Genomic DNA, 17310 nt, shown 5'->3' with positions numbered 1-17310 from the left:
ACGCCTGTGAGAGCACGAGGAGAGAGAAACGCATGCGCATCGTGATCTGCGAGTTCATGAGCCTGGACGGTGTCGTGCAGGCGCCCGGCGGTCCCGGGGAGGACACCGAGGGCGGTTTCGCCCATGGCGGCTGGACGCACCCCTTCTTCGACCCGGAGATCGTGGGCGGCGCCTGGGACGCGGCGCTGGGCAAGGCCGACGCGCTGCTGTACGGCCGGCGGACCTGGCAGGCGATGGCCGCCGCTTGGCCGGAGCGGGCGGGCGACCCGTTCGCCGACCGGATGAACGCCCTCCCCAAGTACGTCGTCTCCGCCACCCTCGCCGACTCCGAGCTGACGTGGGACAACACCACGCGGGTTCCGGGCGCGGAGGCCGTGGCACACATCCGCAAGCTCCGCGAGACCGACGGCGGCGATCTGCTCGTCATGGGCAGCCCGACCCTCGCCCGCACCCTCCTGTACGAAGGTCTCGTGGACGAGCTCGTCCTTATCGTCATGCCGGTCATCCTCGGCGGCGGAAAGACGATCTTCCCCGACGACGGCGCCAAGCACACCCTGGAACTGGTCTCGACGACCGTCAGCCCCACGGGTGCGCATGTGTGCACGTACCGGAAGGCCACCCCGCAGGCCTGACCGCCGGGAACTGCCGTCCCGGCATCCGGGATTTGCCGATACGGCAAGGGGGCTGGCTTCCGCCGGGTGGGTCGGAGCAGTCTGGCGGCACCCGGAAGAGAGGCTCACCGTCATGGGACAGCAGCACCACGCACAGGATCGGCGCGAGCACGGTCAGGGCGGTGGCCAGGCTCACGGCCACAGTCACGGTCGGCACGACCGCACCGACATCGTCTGGGCCGAGCTGGCCGAGCACCTGGAGGAGCAGGCGGAACTGCTCACCCCCCTGAACCGCCAGGCCGCGGCCTGGGTGGCCACGCGACAGCCCGAGCCGGGGCTGGTCGTCGACGTCGGCAGCGGCCCGGGGGTCGTGAGCTGTCTGCTGGCCGACGCGTTCCCCGGCGCCCGAGTCGTCGCCGTGGACGGCTCCGGGCCCCTGCTGGAGCGAGCCCGTGCGCGGGCCGAACGTCTGGGCCTGGCCGACCGTCTCGGCATCCTGGAGGCCGAACTCCCGTACGGACTCGAAGACTTGGACTACCCCGCCGATCTGCTGTGGGCCGGCCACAGCCTGCACCACCTCGGCGACCAGCGCGCCGGCCTCGCCGCCTTCGTCGAACGCCTGGCCCCCGGCGGCACTTTGGCGCTGGTCGAGGGCGGGCTGCCGGTACGGTTCCTGCCGCGTGACTTCGGCATCGGCCGCCCGGGACTGCAGTCACGGCTCGACGCGACGGAGGAGCTGTGGTTCGCCGAGATGCGCGAGGCGCTGCCCGGCAGCGTCCGGGATACGGAGGACTGGCCGGGTCTGCTCACCGCCGTGGGCCTGCGCGACGCCACGTCCCGCACCTTCCTGCTGGACATCCCGGCACCGGTGCCGGAATCCGCCCGCGCCTACGCCCTGGCCTCCTTCCGGCGCCGCCGGGAGAGCCACGCGGAACTCCTCGACCCGGCCGACCTCGCGACCCTCGACCGTCTCCTCGACCCCGACGACAAGGCGAGCCTGCATCACCGCACGGACCTCTTCGTCCTCACGGCGCAGACCGTCCACCTGGCCCAGCTGTGAATCGGGCCCGCACGCGCTGCGGCAGCCTCCCGCCCGGCCGTCTCCGCACCGCCGGCCGGACAAGCCGGCTCTGAGGCCGGGGGCCGCCGGGCCCCGGCCTCCACACTCCCGGCACACGAAGACCGCCCGCCGGAACACCTGCGGCGGGCGGTCTCGGTGTGTGGATGTCACGCCATGTCGAACGTCGCCGGGTCCGGGCCGAGGCGGCGGTCCTCGTTCAGCGCGCTGATCGCGGCGATGTCCTCGGGGTCCAGGGAGAAGTCGAAGACCTCGATGTTCTCCCTGATCCGGGCCGGGGTCACCGACTTGGGGATGACCACGTTGCCCAGCTGGAGGTGCCAGCGCAGGACGACCTGGGCCGGAGTCCGGCCGTGCTTCTGCGCGATGGCGACGATCGCCGGGACCTCCAGGAGGCCCTTGCCCTGGCCGAGCGGCGACCAGGCCTCGGTGGCGATGCCCTGCTCCGCGTGGTACTCGCGGGACGCGTGCTGCTGGAGGTGCGGGTGGAGTTCGATCTGGTTGACGGCCGGAATGACGTTCGTGGCCTCGATCAGCGTTTCCAGATGCTCCGGAAGGAAGTTGGAGACACCGATGGCCTTGGCGCGGCCGTCCGCGTACAGCTTCTCGAACGCCTTGTAGGTGTCGACGAACGTGCCCCGGGCCGGCAGCGGCCAGTGGATCAGATACAGGTCCACGTACTCCAGGCCGAGCTTGCCCAGGGACTCGTCGAAGGCGCGCAGGGCCGAGTCGTAGCCCTGCTCGCTGTTCCAGAGCTTGGTGGTGACGAAGAGGTCCTTGCGGGCGATGCCGGAAGCGGCGACGGCCTTGCCGGTGCCCTCTTCGTTGCCGTAGATCGCGGCCGTGTCGATGCTGCGGTAGCCGGCCTCCAGGGCCGTCGTGACCGCCTGCTCGGCCTCGTCGTCCGGCACCTGCCACACGCCGAAGCCCAGCTGGGGCATCTCGACGCCGTTGTTCAGGATGATCGGGGGGACCTTGCTGCTCACGAGCTCTCGATCCTTACGTCGTCGGGTGGTACTCCCCATCGTCAACGATCACGGCCCGCGACGCATTCCTGAGCGGACCGCTCGCGGCCGGAATCGCAGATTGGCCGGAAACGATCCCGGCGGTCCAGGACTGTCGGCCTGGACCATTGCGGAACCACCACCTTCCCGCTCGGGAACCTGCGCGGCTATCAGCTCGTGTGGCGTGTGGCCGCCACCGGGCCCCGCGCACCCTGTCCGCTCACGCCCGGTACAGCGCCTCCACCTCGGTGGCGTACGCCTTCTCGATCGCCTTCCTCTTCAGCTTCAGCGACGGCGTCAACAGGCCGTGCTCCTCGGTGAACTGGTGCGCCAGGATGCGGAACGTACGGATCGACTCGGCCTGCGAGACCAGGGTGTTGGCGGCGACCACCGCTCGCCGCACCTCGGTCTCCAGCTCCGGATCGCGCACCAGCTCGGCCGGTGACAGCTTCGCCTTGCCGCGCATCTGGATCCAGTGCTCGACGGCCTCCCCGTCCAGGGTGACGAGGGCGGCGATGTACGGACGGTCGTTGCCGACGACGATGCACTGGGCGACCAGCGGATGATCGCGTACCCGCTCCTCCAGGATCGCGGGGGAGACGCTCTTGCCGCCCGAGGTCACCAGGATCTCCTTCTTGCGCCCGGTGATGGTGAGATAGCCGTCCTCGTCGAGGGAGCCCAGGTCGCCGGTGGCGAGCCAGCCGTCGTGCAGGGTCTCGTCGGTGGCCTTGGGGTTGTTGAGGTAGCCCCGGAAGACGTTGGGGCCGCGCAGCCAGATCTCGCCGTCCTCCGCGATGTGCACGGTCATGCCCGGGATGGGCTGGCCGACGGTGCCGTAGCGGGTGCGCTCCGGCGGGTTGGCCGTCGCGGCGGCCGTGCACTCCGTCAGTCCGTACCCCTCGAAGATATGGACGCCGGCGCCCGCGAAGAACAGTCCGAGCCGCCGGTCCATCGCCGAGCCGCCGGACATCGCGTACTTGATCCGGCCGCCCATCGCCTCCCGGATCTTGCCGTAGACCATCTTGTCGAAGAACTGGTGCTGCATCCGCAGCCCCGCCGACGGGCCGGGGCCGATGCCCCACGCCTTCGACTCCACCGCGTCCGCGTACTTCACGGCGACCTCGACGGCCTTCTCGAACGGACCGGTCCTGCCCTCCCGCTCGGCCTTGCGCCGGCTCGCGTTGAAGACCTTCTCGAAGATGTACGGCACCGCGAGGAAGAAGGTCGGCCTGAAGGCGGCGAGATCGGGCAGCAGAACGGCCGCGTTGAGCTGCGGCTGATGACCGAACTTCACCTTCCCGCGGATGCCGGCGACCTGCACCATCCGCCCGAAGACATGCGCGAGCGGCAGGAACAGCAGCGTCGCCGCCTCGTCGCCCCTGCGGGACTCGAACAGCGGCGCCCAGCGCTCGATGACCGTGTCCGCCTCGACCGTGAAGTTGGCGTGCGAGATCACACAGCCCTTGGGGCGACCGGTCGTGCCGGACGTGTAGATGATCGTCGCGATCGACTCGGGGGTCACCGCCCGCCGGTGCCGGTGGACCACCTCGTCGTCGAGGTGCGCGCCCGACTCGTACAACTCCTCCACCGCGCCCGCGTCCAGCTGCCACAGCCGGTGCAGCTGGGGCAGCCGGTCGATGACGGTCGCGATGGTCATCGCGTGGTCCTCGTGTTCGACCATGGCGGCCGTGCACTGGGAGTCGTACAGCGTCCAGAAGACCTGCTCGGCGGAGGAGGTCGGGTAGATGGGGACGACCTGGGCGCCGACGGTCCACAGGGCGTAGTCGAAGAGGGTCCACTCATAACGGGTCCGGCACATGATGGCGACCCGGTCGCCGAACCGTACGCCCTGCGCCAGCAGGCCCTTCGCCAGCGCCAGCACCTCGTCGCGGAACTCGGCGGAGGTCACGTCGCGCCACACGCCCCGCTCGTCCTTGCGGCCGAGCGCGATGTACGTCGGGTCCTCCTGGGCGTACTCGAAGACGACGTCGGCCAGGCCGCCCACCGGCGGCGCCGACGCCAACGGGGGGTTGGTGAACTCGCGCAAACCCGCTCCTCGTGGCGCTCCGCACAGCGCGTGAAAGCTACCTCACCGGGAGAACGGGCGGGAGGGTTGTGGAGAATTGTGGAGGGGACGCATACGGACCCACGGCACGAGGAGGCGCCGGAGAATGCCTGTATTCAGGGATGTTTCCGGCGCCAACTTCTGATGTGCGAGTAAGTTTCGGGACCGTAATCTCCACCGAACCCGCACGCCCCGGTTGCGGTGCGTGCGGGTTCGGACACGGCAGGGTTCTGGGGTGCGCCGCCCTACGCCGGGCCGTGCAGCCGGTCTCCGCCGGACAGGATCGCCGCCGCGAGGGCGTCCGCCGCGCTCGACGCGGCTCCCGGCCGCCGGCCGTGGACGAGGACGAAGTCGACCTCGCCGAGTTCCGGCAGCCCCGCCCGTTCCGGGATCCGGACCAGACCGGGGGGTACCAGGCGACGAGAATGAGCCATCACACCGAGCCCCGCGCGTGCGGCGGCGACGAGGCCGTTGAGGCTGCCGCTGGTGCAGGCGACGCGCCACGCGCGGCCTTCCCGCTCCAGTGCCTCCAGGGCCAGGACGCGGGTGATACCGGGCGGTGGATAGATGATCAGGGGGACCGGGCGGTCGGGGTCGAGGCGGAGCCGTTCCGCGCCGATCCACACCAGGCGGTCCGTCCAGACGGGTTCGCCGCGCGGGTCCCGGGGGAGCCTTTTCGCCAGTACCAGGTCGAGTTTGCCCGCCGCGAGCCGCTCGTGCAGCGTGCCCGACAGTTCGACGGTCAGCTCCAGGTCCACTTCCGGATGGTCGTACCGGAAGGCCTCCAGGATCTCCGGGAGCCGGGTCAGCACGAAGTCCTCCGACGCGCCGAAGCGCAGCCGCCCGCGCAGCCGGGTCCCGGTGAAGAACGCCGTCGCCTGCTCGTGCACCTCAAGCAGCCGCCGGGCGAAACCGAGCATCGCCTCGCCGTCCTCGGTCAGTTCCACCGAGTGCGTGTCCCGCGAGAACAGCTGCCGCCCGGTCGCGTCCTCCAGGCGGCGTACGTGCTGGCTGACCGTGGACTGGCGCAGCCCCAGCCGCCGGGCGGCCTGCGTGAAGCTCAGCGTCTGGGCCACGGCGAGAAAGGTCCGCAGATGGGCGGGGTCGTACACGGCCGCCACCCTACCCGCTTATCGCAGTATGCGATCACAGTCAGAGTGGTATGCGGGATTCCCGATCACGGGTCCGAGGGGGACGATGGAGAGGGGCTCTCCGGGCCCCGCGCATCCCCCATCGAACGCACCTCTCACCGAACGCACGTGGAGCACCGTGAAACGCCTGAAGTGGCCGAGCTGGATGCCGATCGACCCGTACATCCTGCTGTTGCTCGGGACGGTGGGCCTCGCGGCTCTCCTCCCGGCGCGGGGTACGGCCGCCGAGGTCGCGTCGGGCGCGGCCACGGCCGCGATCGCCTTCCTCTTCTTCCTCTACGGCGCCCGTCTCTCCACCCGCGAGGCCCTGGCCGGCCTCCGGCACTGGCGACTGCACGTCACCGTGCTGGCCTGCACGTTCGTCGTCTTCCCACTGCTGGGCCTGGCCGCCCGCGGTCTCGAACCGGTGTTCCTGAACCACTCCCTCTACACCGGTCTGCTCTTCCTCACCCTGGTCCCCTCGACCATCCAGTCGTCGATCGCCTTCACCTCGATGGCCCGGGGCAATGTGCCCGCCGCGATCTGCGCGGGCTCCTTCTCCTCCCTCGCGGGCATCGTCATCACCCCGCTGCTCGCGGCGAGCCTGCTGGGCGGCAGGGTCGGCGGCTTCTCCGCGGACTCGCTGCTGAAGATCGTGCTCCAGTTGCTGGTGCCGTTCCTCGCCGGGCAGCTCACCCGCCGCTGGATCGGCGGCTTCATCACCCGGCACAAGCAGATCCTCGGCCTCGTCGACCGGGGCTCGATCCTCCTCGTCGTCTACGTCGCCTTCAGCGAGGGCATGGTGCGCGGGATCTGGAGCCAGGTCAGCCCGCTGCGACTCGTCGGACTGCTCGTCGTCGAGGCCGTCCTGCTCGCGGTGATGCTGCTGCTCACCTGGTACGGCGCCAAGGCTCTCCGCTTCGACCGGGCGGACCGCGTCGCCATCCAGTTCGCCGGTTCCAAGAAGTCCCTCGCCTCCGGACTGCCCATGGCGAGCGTCCTGTTCGGCCCCGAGGCCTCCCTCGCCGTGCTGCCGCTGATGCTGTTCCACCAGATGCAGCTGATGGTCTGCGCGGTCATCGCCAAGCGCCGCGCCAAGGACCCGGTGGAGCCGGCGGTCACGGGGCAGCGAGACGAAGCGATACGAACCGCGGCCGGTACAGGGACACGTTCCGCGTGATGTTCAGCTGTGCCGAGGCCGCGTCGGTGTCCAGCCAGTTGACGTCGTAGCTGAGGACCAGCCGCCCGTCGCCGACCGCCTTGTGCGCCTGCGGATTGTACGCCGCGGCGTTGTCGGCGTCGGCCGGCAACGGCGGACGGAAAGCCTTGGTGGGCCCGTGCCACGGCCCGGTGGGGGAGCAGGCCCAGTAGGCGGTGACGGTCGTCAGCCCCTCCGCGCCGGCGGCCATGGTGAACAGCACATACGTACGACCGTCGCGGACGACGGTGAACGCGCTGCCCACCCCCTTGTCCGCTCCGTTCCCCAGCACCGCCGCCGGCCGCCCCCGCACCGCCCACCGCGCACCCTCCCAGTACTCCCAGGCCCCCGGCTCCCCGAGCCGGCCGCGTGGCACCCGGGCGACATACGCGTGGGAGGTCGGCCGGGAGGCCGCCTGGGCGTCGGTGCCGCCGAAGACGTACGTCCAGTCGCCCGCGTCCACGGCCGTCGTGCCGAACAGCACCCGCCGGGCCGGATCGGCGACCGACCCCTGGTCCAGCACCGTCGTGATCCCCTCCAGCCGCAGATCGGGCAGCGACAGCGTCGCGACCTCGGTCGCCGTCGGCACCCCGTAGATCCACGGTGACTGCCCCGTCGTACGGGTCCACAACAGCACCCGTACGACCTGCTCGGAGGAGCCGGGGGAACGCGGCTCGACCCGGGCGGCCACCGGCCAGCGCCACTGCTGCGGTGCCGGGTCCGGGAAGACCGGCGCCGGGAGCGTGGACTCCAGACGGCCCGAACGGGACATCACCACGGCCGAGTTGCGCACCAGAGGGGTCGACACGTCCCGCCAGGCCACGGATTCGCCGACCGGGTTGGGCGGGGCGTGCACCTGGCCCAGATAGGTGTCCGAGAACAGCCACAGCACCCGTCCGTCCGGGAGGCGCACCGAATGGGTGCCGTCACCGCCGGTCCAGTCGTCGGTGCGGGTCGCGTCGTCGCCGTACCGGGTGAACTCGCCGGTCAGGGACGCGTCCGGGTCCCAGCCCCGGACCGTACGGGCCGTGCAGGTGGCGCCGCCCTCCCGGTCGTCGTCCGGGAGGGCGACGAGCAGCACGGCGGCGAGGGCCAGGACCAGGGCCAGGATCAGGACCGGTCCGGCCCCCGTCCGCTGTCGTGCTCCTGCGTCGTCGGGCACGGGAGGGACGTTAGTGGCCTGCGCCCACCCGGTCCATGGGCAGACACAGGTTCAGGGGCTCGCGGGAACCCCGCGTCGGTCGGGGCGTGTCTCGCGAGAGAGTCTGGGGCGTTCGGGTTCGTCGGCGGGTGCGTGTCGTGCGTGGTTGCCCACCCGCGCTCGGCAACGCGACCGGTGGACCAACGGCCCGTACCCGGCGGTCGACCGGCGGAGCCCGCCGGCGCAGGGGGCGCTCCCCGCCGGTGGGGCCCCGCCGCCGTGTCGCGGGGAGCGCCGGTCAGCCCTGGGCGGCCGCGGCCCGCAGGGCGATGCGGTGCTCACCCGCGTACACGTTCATGGAGGCGCCCCGCAGGAACCCCACCAGGGTCAGCCCGGTCTCCGCCGCCAGGTCGACCGCCAGCGACGACGGCGCCGACACCGCCGCCAGCACCGGGATCCCCGCCATCACCGCCTTCTGCGCCAGCTCGAAGGAGGCCCGCCCCGACACCAGCAGCACCGCCCGCGACAGGGGCAGCGACCCGCTCTGCACGGCACGCCCCACCAGCTTGTCCACCGCGTTGTGCCGCCCCACGTCCTCCCGTACGTCCAGCAGCTCGCCCTCCTCGCTGAACAGGGCCGCCGCGTGCAGCCCCCCGGTCCGGTCGAACACCCGCTGGGCCGCGCGGAGCCGGTCGGGGAGGCTCGCGAGGAGTTCGGGTGCGAGGCGGACCGGAGGAGCGTCACCGCCGTGCGTGTCGTCGACGGGCCACCGCGCGGTCGTACGGACGGCGTCCAGTGACGCCTTGCCGCACAGCCCGCAGGACGACGTCGTGTACACGTTCCGTTCGAGCGTGATGTCGGGGACGACGACCCCGGGGGCCGTCTTCACGTCGACCACGTTGTACGTGTTCGACCCGTCCGCCGTCGCCCCCGCGCAGTAGACGATGTTCCGCAGGTCGGCTTGCTCGGCGAGTACGCCCTCGCTCACCAGGAAGCCGGCCGCCAGCGCGAAGTCGTCCCCGGGCGTGCGCATGGTGATCGCGAGCGGCTTGCCGTTCAGCCGGATCTCCAGGGGCTCCTCGGCGACGAGCGTGTCCGGGCGGGTGGAGACCACACCGTCCCGGACGCGGATCACCTTGCGTCGTTCCGTGACTCGTCCCATGTCGTGTCTCAGTCCCGGTTCTGTACGTGCTGGTAGCCGAAGCGGCCCTTGATGCAGAGGTTGCCGTGGGTCACCGGGTTGTCGTGCGGCGAGGTGACCTTCACGATCTCATTGTCCTGCACGTGGAGTGTGAGGTTGCAGCCCACACCGCAGTACGCGCACACCGTCGTCGTCTCCGTCTGCGCCGACTCGTCCCAGCTGCCCGCCGCCCGCATGTCGAACTCCGACTTGAAGGACAGCGCGCCCGTCGGGCAGACCTCGATGCAGTTTCCGCAGTACACGCACGCCGAGTCGGTGAGCGGCGCGTCGTGCTCGACGGCGATCCGGGCGTCGAAGCCACGGCCCGCGACGGAGATCGCGAACGTGTTCTGCCACTGGTCCCCGCAGGCGTCCACGCATTTGTAACACAGGATGCACTTGTCGTAGTCCCGCACATACAGCTCGTTGTCGATCCTGGGTTCCTCGTTCAGCCGGGCCGCGTCCGGGCCGAACCGGTCCGGCTTCGCCTCGTACTCCTTGATCCACTCGGCGGCCCGCGGGGTCGTGGCCAGGTCGACCGACGACGCGAGGAGTTCGAGGACGATCCTGCGGCTGTGCCGGGCGCGCTCGGTGTCCGTCCTCACCTCCATACCGGGCTCGGCCTCGCGGGAGCAGGCCGGGACGAGGGCCCGGGCCCCCTCGACCTCGACGACACAGACCCGGCAGGCGTTCTTCGGGGTGAGCGTGTCGCCCTGGCAGAGGGTGGGGACGTCCTTGCCGGCGGCCCGGCACGCGTCGAGGATCGTCGAGCCCTCGGGGGCTCGCGCCGGCTGCCCGTCGAGGGTGAACTCCAGGAGGCGACGCGGCACTCCGAGCGGGATCACGGTCATTCGTACGCCCCCAGACGGTCGATGGCGGATTCCACGGCGTTCCACGCGGTCTGCCCGAGACCGCAGATCGAGGCGTCCCGCATGGCGCGGCCGACCTCCCTGAGCAGCGCGATGTCACCGGCCGCCGCCGCGCCCGACCGCTCGACGAGCCGGTGCAGCGCCTCCTCCTGCCGCACGGTCCCCACCCGGCACGGCACGCACTGCCCGCAGGACTCGTCCCGGAAGAACTCCGCGATCCGCAGCAGCAGCCGGGGCAGCGGAACCGTGTCGTCGAAGGCCATCACCACCCCCGAACCGAGCGTCGTGCCCGCCGCCCGTGTCCCCTCGAAGGTGAGGGGCACGTCCAGTTCGTCGGGGCGTACGAAGCCGCCGGCCGCGCCGCCGAGGAGGACGGCCCGCAGACCGTCGCGTACGCCGGCGAGTGTCAGCAGACCGCCGAGCGTCGCCCCGAAGGGCACCTCGTAGACGCCGGGCCGGTCCACGCTGCCCGACACACAGAACAGCTTCGGTCCGGTGGACTTCGCCGTGCCGATCGCGGCGTACGCCGGGGCGCCCATCGTCAGGATCGGCAGGACATTCACCAGCGTCTCGACGTTGTTCTCCACCGTCGGCTTGCCGAACAGGCCCTTCTCCACGGGGAACGGCGGCTTCGAGCGCGGCTCGCCCCGGTATCCCTCGATGGAGTTGAAGAGGGCCGTCTCCTCGCCGCAGACGTAGGCGCCCGCTCCCCGGCGGATCTCGATGTCGAAGGCGTAGCCCTGGCCGAGGACGTCGTCGCCGAGCAGTCCGCGGTCGCGGGCCTGGGCCATGGCGTGTTCCAGGCGGTGCAGGGCTCGTGGATACTCGCCCCGCAGATAGAGGTAGCCCTCGTGCGCGCCGGTCGCGTATGCCGCGATCGTCATCGCCTCGACCAGGGCGAACGGGTCGCCCTCCATGATCACGCGGTCCTTGAAGGTGCCCGGCTCGGATTCGTCCGCGTTGCAGACGACGTAGTGCGGATGGTCGGGCCGGGACGCCGTGGCCTGCCATTTCCGGCCGGCGGGGAAGGCGGCGCCGCCGCGCCCGACGAGGCCCGAGTCGGTGACCTCCCGGATGACCCCGGCGGGGCCGAGCGCGAAGGCGCGGCGGAGGGCCGTGTAGCCGCCGTGTGCGCGGTAGTCGTCGAGGGAGGCCGGGTCGACGACGCCCGTGCGGGAGAGGAGGATGAGCCCGGGTTCTCCCGCCTGCGGGACCGCCATGGCAGCCGGGGGCTCCTCGTCCGCCGAGTCGGGCGCGCTCGCGGCGAGCACGGCCGCCTCGACGGTCGCCGGCGCCGCCACGGCCGTACGCACCGGATCCCCGGCCTTGATCGCGAGGGCGGCCGGGGCCCGCTCGCAGAGCCCGAGACACGGACTCCGCTCCACTCTCACCCCACTCCCGATCCCCAGCCGCGCCTCGACCCCCGCGCACAGGTCCGCCGACCCTGCCGCCGCGCACGCCAGGTCCGTGCACACGTGCAGCACGGTGGCGGGACGCGGCCGGACCGAGAACATCGCGTAGAACGTGGCGACGCCGTACGCCTCGGCCGGCGGCACCGTCAGCCGCCGGCACAGATAGTCAAGCGCGCCCCCGCTGATCCAGCCGATCCGGTCGTTGACCGCGTGCAGCCCCGGTAACAGCAGGTCACGGCGCTCCCGAGCCTCCCGGCCACCTCGCGCCCACCGCAGATCGGCGGCCCTCGTCTCATCGCGGGCAGCGCCCTCCCAGGAGGACTCGGGCGGCCCGAGCAGCGCGTCGACGGCCGCCCTCTCCTCGTCCGTGGGCTTGCTGTCACCGAAGTGCAGATCCATGTCCTGTCTCAGCTCCTCACGGCTGTGACGGGCAGCTTCTCGATCCGGATCGCCGACGCCTTGAACTCCGCCGTCCCCGCGATCGGGCAGTTCGCCTCGATCGTCAGCTGGTTGGTGTCGACCTCGTCGGGAAAGTGCATGGTCATGAAGGCGAGGCCGGGCCGCAGCGCTGGGTCGATCCACACCGGCGCCACCACGGACCCGCGCCGCGAGGACACCTGGACCTCCTCGCCCACCACGACGCCGTAGCGCTCCGCGTCCTCCGGGCACAGCTCGACGTACTCCCCGCGCCGCAGCGGCGAGGCGAAACCGCCGCTCTGCACCCCGGTGTTGTACGAGTCGAGCCGCCGCCCGGTGGTGAGCCGAATCGGGAACCGCTCGTCCGTCAGGTCCACCGGCGGATCGTGCCGGACGATCCCGAAGGGCGCGAGCCTGCCCCGCCTGGCCGGGTCCGTCTCCCACAACCGGCCGTGCAGGTAGGTCGGTTCGAGCTTGTCCGGGTCCGGGCAGGGCCATTGGATGCCCTGGTGCTCCTCCAGGCGGTCGTACGTCATCCCGTAGTGGTCCGGCGACACCGACCGCAGCTCGTTCCAGACGGCCTCGGCGTCGGCGTACTTCCACTCGTGTCCCAGTCGCCCGGCCAGGTCGCAGATGATGTCGATGTCCTCGCGGGCCTCACCGGGCGGCGTGACCGCCCTGCGCACGCGCTGGACCCGCCGTTCGCTGTTGGTGGTAGTCCCCTCCGTCTCCGCCCACCCGGCGGTCGCGGGCAGCACGACGTCCGCCAACTCGGCGGTCCTGGTCAGGAAGATGTCCTGGACGACGAGGAAGTCGAGCCCCGACAGACGCCGTACGGCCTGCCCGCTGTCCGCCTCCGACTGCGCGGGGTTCTCCCCGATGCAGTACACGGCCGTCAGCGAGCCCTCTTCCATGGCCTCGAACATCTCCGTCAGGTTCAGCCCGTGGTGCGGCCGGATGACGGTGTCCCACGCCGACTCGAACTTCAGCCGGGACGCCGGGTCGAGGATGTCCTGGAAGCCGGGCAGCCGGTTGGGGATGGCGCCCATGTCGCCGCCGCCCTGGACGTTGTTCTGGCCGCGCAGGGGCTGCAACCCGGAGGCGTAGCGGCCCACATGGCCGGTCAGCAGCGACAGGTTGATGAGCGCGCGGACGTTGTCCGTGCCGTTGTGGTGCTCGGTGATGCCGAGGGTCCAGCAGAGCTGGGCGCGCTCGGCACGGGCGTAGGCGTGCGCCAACTGCCGTATGGCGGCGGCCGGTACGCCCGTCACCTTCTCGGCGAGCGACAGCGTCCACGGCTCCACGAGTGCCTTGTACTCCTCGAAGCCGGTGGTCGCCCGCTCGACGAACGCCTCGTTGGCGAGGCCGGCGTGGATGATCTCGCGGCCGATCGCGTGTGCCATCGGGATGTCGGTGCCGACGTTCAGGCCGAGCCAGCTCTCCGCCCACTCGGCGGTGGAGGTCCGCCTGGGGTCGACCGCGTACATCCGGGCGCCGTTCCGTATCCCCTTCAGCACGTGCTGGAAGAAGATCGGGTGGGCGAAGCGGGCGTTGGAGCCCCACATCACGATGACGTCGGTGTGCTCGATCTCCTCGTACGAGGAGGTGCCGCCGCCCGAGCCGAACGCGGCCGAGAGGCCGGCGACGCTCGGCGCGTGACAGGTGCGGTTGCAGGAGTCGACGTTGTTGGTGCCCATGACGACGCGCGCGAACTTCTGCGCCACGTAGTTCATCTCGTTGGTGGCGCGGGCGCAGGAGAACATCCCGAACGCACCGCGATTGCGTTCGATGCCGCGGGCGGCTCGGTCCAGCGCCTCCTCCCAGGTCGCCTGCCGGAAGGGCTCGTCGCGGGAGTCGCGTACCAGCGGGTGGGTGAGCCTGGTGTAGGTCTTCGGTTGCCGTTTCCTCATGCGGCGCTCCTCAGGGCGAGCAGGTCCGAGATGGCGTGGACGGTGCGCAGGGTGGGCACCTCGACGCCGGTGACGTCCGCCAGCTCGACGACCGCCGCGAGCAGGACGTCGAGTTCCAGCGGCTTGCCGCGCTCCAGGTCCTGGAGTGTGGAGGTGCGGTGGTCGCCGACGCGTTCGGCGGCGGTCATCCGCCGTTTGGGCGCGGGCGGTGAAGTCCCCGCGCGAGCTGAGCAGACGCACCCCGTCCCGCCTCGTGGCCGCCAGATGCGGTCCACGGGCGACGAGATGCACGTCCGCGCCCGCGCGGTGGAGCGCGGCGCCGACATAGGCACCGATCGCACCGGCGCCGAGAACTGCGACTTTCATGGCGAGGGAGCTCCGTTCGTCGAGGGTACCGAGGAACTGCTGAACTCTGTCGACGAAATATTGTCTACAGTATGGAAATAAGCCCGGCAAGGGTTCGCGCAGCGGCCGAACAAGGCATTACGCGGGCATGAAGTCGGCCGAGGAGCGACCGTTCGGCGCTCGGGGGATACCGCTCACCGCATACGGCCGACGGGCCGCTTTCTCAACTCGACTGCCGCTCCCTACCGTCCGGGATCATGAGTCCCCCCGTCGCACCCCCGGGCTGGAGCCGCTGGCTCGTTCCCCCGGCAGCACTCTCCGTACATCTCTCCATCGGGCAGGCCTACGCCTGGAGCGTCTTCAAGCCTCCGCTCGAATCCGCGCTGGGCCTCAGCGGCACGCAGAGCGCGCTGCCCTTCCAACTCGGCATCGTCATGCTCGGCCTGTCCGCCGCGTTCGGCGGGACGCTCGTCGAGCGCAACGGACCGCGCTGGGCGATGACCGTGGCGCTGATCTGCTTCTCCTCCGGCTTCCTGCTCTCCTCGCTCGGCGCGGCCACCGAGCAGTACTGGCTGATCGTCTTCGGCTACGGCTTCGTCGGCGGCATCGGCCTCGGCATCGGCTACATCTCACCCGTCTCCACCCTGATCAAGTGGTTCCCCGACCGGCCCGGCATGGCCACCGGCATCGCGATCATGGGCTTCGGAGGCGGCGCGCTGATCGCCTCGCCGTGGTCCGCCCAGATGCTGGAGTCCTTCGGTGCCGACTCCTCCGGCATCGCCCTCGCCTTCCTGGTGCACGGGCTGGCGTACGCCGTGTTCATGCTGCTGGGCGTGCTGCTCGTCCGGGTGCCGCGTTCGACGAAGCCGGTCGACAGCGGACCGAGCGTCCTGGAGGGCCCGCAGGTCTCCGCCCGCGACGCCGTCCGCACCCCGCAGTTCTGGTGCCTGTGGGTCATCCTCTGCATGAACGTCTCCGCGGGTATCGGCATCCTGGAGAAGGCCGCCCCGATGATCACGGACTTCTTCGCCGACTCCTCCACCCCGGTCTCCGTCACCGCGGCCGCCGGCTTCGTCGCGCTGCTCTCCGCGGCCAACATGGCGGGCCGTATCACCTGGTCGTCGACGTCCGACCTGATCGGACGCAAGAACATCTACCGCGTCTACCTGGGCGTGGGCGCGCTGATGTACCTGCTGATCGCCCAGTTCGGGGACGCCTCCAAGCCGCTGTTCGTCGTCTGCGCCCTGGTGATCCTGTCCTTCTACGGCGGCGGCTTCGCCACGATCCCCGCCTATCTGAAGGACCTCTTCGGCACCCACCAGGTCGGCGCCATCCACGGCCGGCTGCTCACCGCCTGGTCCACCGCCGGTGTCCTCGGTCCGCTGATCGTCAACTGGATCGCGGACCGGCAGGAGGAGGCGGGCAGGTCCGGCCCCGACCTCTACGGCCTGTCCTTCTTCATCATGATCGGGCTGCTCGTGATCGGTTTCGTCGCCAACGAACTGGTCCGGCCCGTCCACCCCCGCTTCCACATCCCCGCCCCGAGAAAGGCAACCGATGTCGTCGAGCGACAGCAGCCCGAATCCGCCTGACCGGCGACCGTTGATCCTCTTCGCCTGGGTGTGGGTGGGGGTGCCGCTCGGTTACGGACTGTACGAACTCGTACGAAAGGCCACGCAATTGTTCACCGGGTGAGTACTCGGACGCCCAGAGGTCTGACAGAAGCCCACAACCCGGGCCACGCATTACTGTCGCCTCACTCGCCCTCGTACCCGTGAGTCACTGATCAGACTGGTGGATCCCGCTGACCACAGGCAACGAGGGGAACCACCCATGAACGGCTCGCGGATCGCCGCCGTCGGTCACTACCAGCCCGCCAAGGTGCTCACCAACGAGGACCTGGCGGGCATGGTCGACACCAGTGACGAGTGGATCACGAGCCGAGTGGGCATCCGCACCCGGCACATCGCCGGCCCCGACGAACCCGTCGACGAGCTGGCCGGCCACGCCGCCGCCAAGGCGCTCGCCGCGGCCGGCCTCGGCCCGGAGGCCATCGACCTGGTCGTGGTCGCCACCTCCACCGCCGTCGACCGCTCCCCGAACATGGCTGCCCGGGTCGCGCACCGGCTCTCCCTCCCGAACCCGGCCGCCATGGACGTCAACGTCGTCTGCGCCGGCTTCACCCACGCCCTCGCCACCGCCGACCACGCCGTGCGCGCGGGCGGCGCGACCCGGGCGCTCGTCATCGGCGCCGACAAGATGTCCGAGGTCACGGACTGGACCGACCGCACCACCTGCGTCCTCGTCGGCGACGGGGCGGGCGCGGCCGTCGTCGAGGCCGCCGACGAACCCGGCATCGGACCGGTGCTGTGGGGATCGATGCCCGAGATGGGACACGCGGTACGGATCGAGGGAACCCCCGCGCGCTTCGCGCAGGAGGGGCAGAGCGTCTACCGCTGGGCCACCACCAAGCTGCCGCCCATCGCCCGCGCCGCCTGCGAGAAGGCCGGGCTCGCGCCCGCGGACCTCGCCGCGGTCGTCCTCCACCAGGCCAACCTGCGCATCATCGAGCCCCTCGCCCGGAAGATCGGCGCCGTCAACGCCGTGGTCGCGCGGGACGTCGTCGAGTCCGGCAACACCTCGGCCGCGAGCATCCCCCTCGCCTTCTCCAAGCTCGTCGAACGCGGCGAGATCACCACCGGCGACCCCGTCCTGCTGTTCGGCTTCGGCGGCAATCTGTCGTACGCGGGTCAGGTCGTCCGCTGCCCCTGAGCAGCGCCTTCGAAGGTGATGCGACGAGCCCGGCCCCACCGCCGGGCCTGCCGTGGTGAGCCGTAGACTGTAGACGAAAGACAATCCATACTGGCTTCGGCTGTCATGCGAGGCCTTTGGCTTTCCGTCTGCGCTCGCCGCGTTCGCGGTGCCTGCCCGGCGGTGGTGCTCTGGAAGG

Annotated in this window: 13 protein-coding genes and 1 pseudogene; 5 read left to right on the top strand and 9 right to left on the bottom strand. The window is 70.9% G+C overall.

Features of this window, described 5'->3' with window-relative positions; all coding sequences use genetic code 11:
• The first annotated feature begins 32 nt into the window (after positions 1-32).
• Positions 33-632, top strand: a complete 600-nt coding sequence (locus WBG99_RS04060) for a dihydrofolate reductase family protein (RefSeq protein WP_338895011.1) — start codon at positions 33-35, stop codon at positions 630-632.
• Positions 633-744: 112 nt separating this feature from the next.
• A complete protein-coding gene (locus WBG99_RS04055) occupies positions 745-1671 on the top strand; it encodes a methyltransferase (RefSeq protein WP_338895010.1) in 927 nt (308 codons plus the stop codon).
• Between the two features lie 167 nt (positions 1672-1838).
• On the opposite strand, the gene WBG99_RS04050 is transcribed toward WBG99_RS04055, so the two are convergent.
• From WBG99_RS04050 to WBG99_RS04040, 3 genes are all read right to left on the bottom strand, one after another.
• Complete coding sequence (locus tag WBG99_RS04050) at positions 1839-2675, bottom strand: aldo/keto reductase (protein ID WP_338895009.1); 837 nt, start codon at positions 2673-2675, stop codon at positions 1839-1841.
• A gap of 238 nt (positions 2676-2913) precedes the next feature.
• Positions 2914-4740: an AMP-dependent synthetase/ligase gene (locus WBG99_RS04045; protein WP_338895008.1), complete on the bottom strand. Its 1827-nt coding sequence runs from the start codon at positions 4738-4740 to the stop codon at positions 2914-2916.
• A gap of 263 nt (positions 4741-5003) precedes the next feature.
• A complete protein-coding gene (locus WBG99_RS04040; protein ID WP_338895007.1) occupies positions 5004-5870 on the bottom strand; it encodes a LysR substrate-binding domain-containing protein in 867 nt (288 codons plus the stop codon).
• A gap of 157 nt (positions 5871-6027) precedes the next feature.
• Between WBG99_RS04040 and WBG99_RS04035 the strand changes: the two genes are divergently transcribed.
• Entirely contained in the window at positions 6028-7068 is a 1041-nt protein-coding gene (locus tag WBG99_RS04035; RefSeq protein ID WP_338895006.1) for a bile acid:sodium symporter family protein, read from the top strand.
• Here the strand turns inward: WBG99_RS04035 and WBG99_RS04030 are convergent.
• The 6 genes and pseudogenes from WBG99_RS04030 to WBG99_RS04005 all read right to left on the bottom strand — a co-directional run bounded on the left by WBG99_RS04030 (position 7007) and on the right by WBG99_RS04005 (position 14381).
• A complete protein-coding gene (locus WBG99_RS04030; RefSeq protein ID WP_338895005.1) occupies positions 7007-8248 on the bottom strand; it encodes a hypothetical protein in 1242 nt (413 codons plus the stop codon). The two genes, WBG99_RS04035 and WBG99_RS04030, sit on opposite strands and share 62 nt — an antisense overlap.
• 277 nt (positions 8249-8525) lie before the next feature.
• Positions 8526-9389: a formate dehydrogenase accessory sulfurtransferase FdhD gene (gene fdhD, locus WBG99_RS04025; protein ID WP_338895004.1), complete on the bottom strand. Its 864-nt coding sequence runs from the start codon at positions 9387-9389 to the stop codon at positions 8526-8528.
• Between the two features lie 8 nt (positions 9390-9397).
• Positions 9398-10258, bottom strand: a complete 861-nt coding sequence (locus WBG99_RS04020; RefSeq protein ID WP_338895003.1) for a 2Fe-2S iron-sulfur cluster-binding protein — start codon at positions 10256-10258, stop codon at positions 9398-9400.
• The gene (locus WBG99_RS04015; RefSeq protein WP_338895002.1) at positions 10255-12087 is read right to left on the bottom strand and encodes an NAD(P)H-dependent oxidoreductase subunit E; all 1833 of its coding nucleotides are present in this window, start codon (positions 12085-12087) and stop codon (positions 10255-10257) included. The genes WBG99_RS04020 and WBG99_RS04015 overlap by 4 nt, the downstream gene beginning before the upstream one ends.
• A gap of 8 nt (positions 12088-12095) precedes the next feature.
• Positions 12096-14015 carry a molybdopterin-dependent oxidoreductase gene (locus WBG99_RS04010; protein ID WP_338895001.1) on the bottom strand — a complete coding sequence of 640 codons (1920 nt, stop codon included), beginning with the start codon at positions 14013-14015 and terminating at the stop codon, positions 12096-12098.
• A pseudogene (locus WBG99_RS04005) lies at positions 14012-14381 on the bottom strand (2-dehydropantoate 2-reductase N-terminal domain-containing protein). The gene WBG99_RS04010 and the pseudogene WBG99_RS04005 overlap by 4 nt, the downstream one beginning before the upstream one ends.
• Before the next feature lie 236 nt (positions 14382-14617).
• On the opposite strand from WBG99_RS04005, the gene WBG99_RS04000 reads away from it, so the two are divergent.
• Entirely contained in the window at positions 14618-15952 is a 1335-nt protein-coding gene (locus WBG99_RS04000; protein WP_338895000.1) for an OFA family MFS transporter, read from the top strand.
• A 241-nt stretch (positions 15953-16193) separates the two neighbouring features.
• On the top strand, positions 16194-17132 hold the full coding sequence (locus WBG99_RS03995) for a beta-ketoacyl-ACP synthase III (protein ID WP_338894999.1): 939 nt from the start codon (positions 16194-16196) through the stop codon (positions 17130-17132).
• The last annotated feature ends 178 nt before the right edge of the window (positions 17133-17310 follow it).

It is taken from the genome of Streptomyces sp. TG1A-60, from assembly GCF_037201975.1.
Lineage (GTDB): Bacteria > Actinomycetota > Actinomycetes > Streptomycetales > Streptomycetaceae > Streptomyces.
Note: the sequence above shows the minus strand (reverse complement) of the source record. Positions and strands in the feature narration are given on the sequence as shown.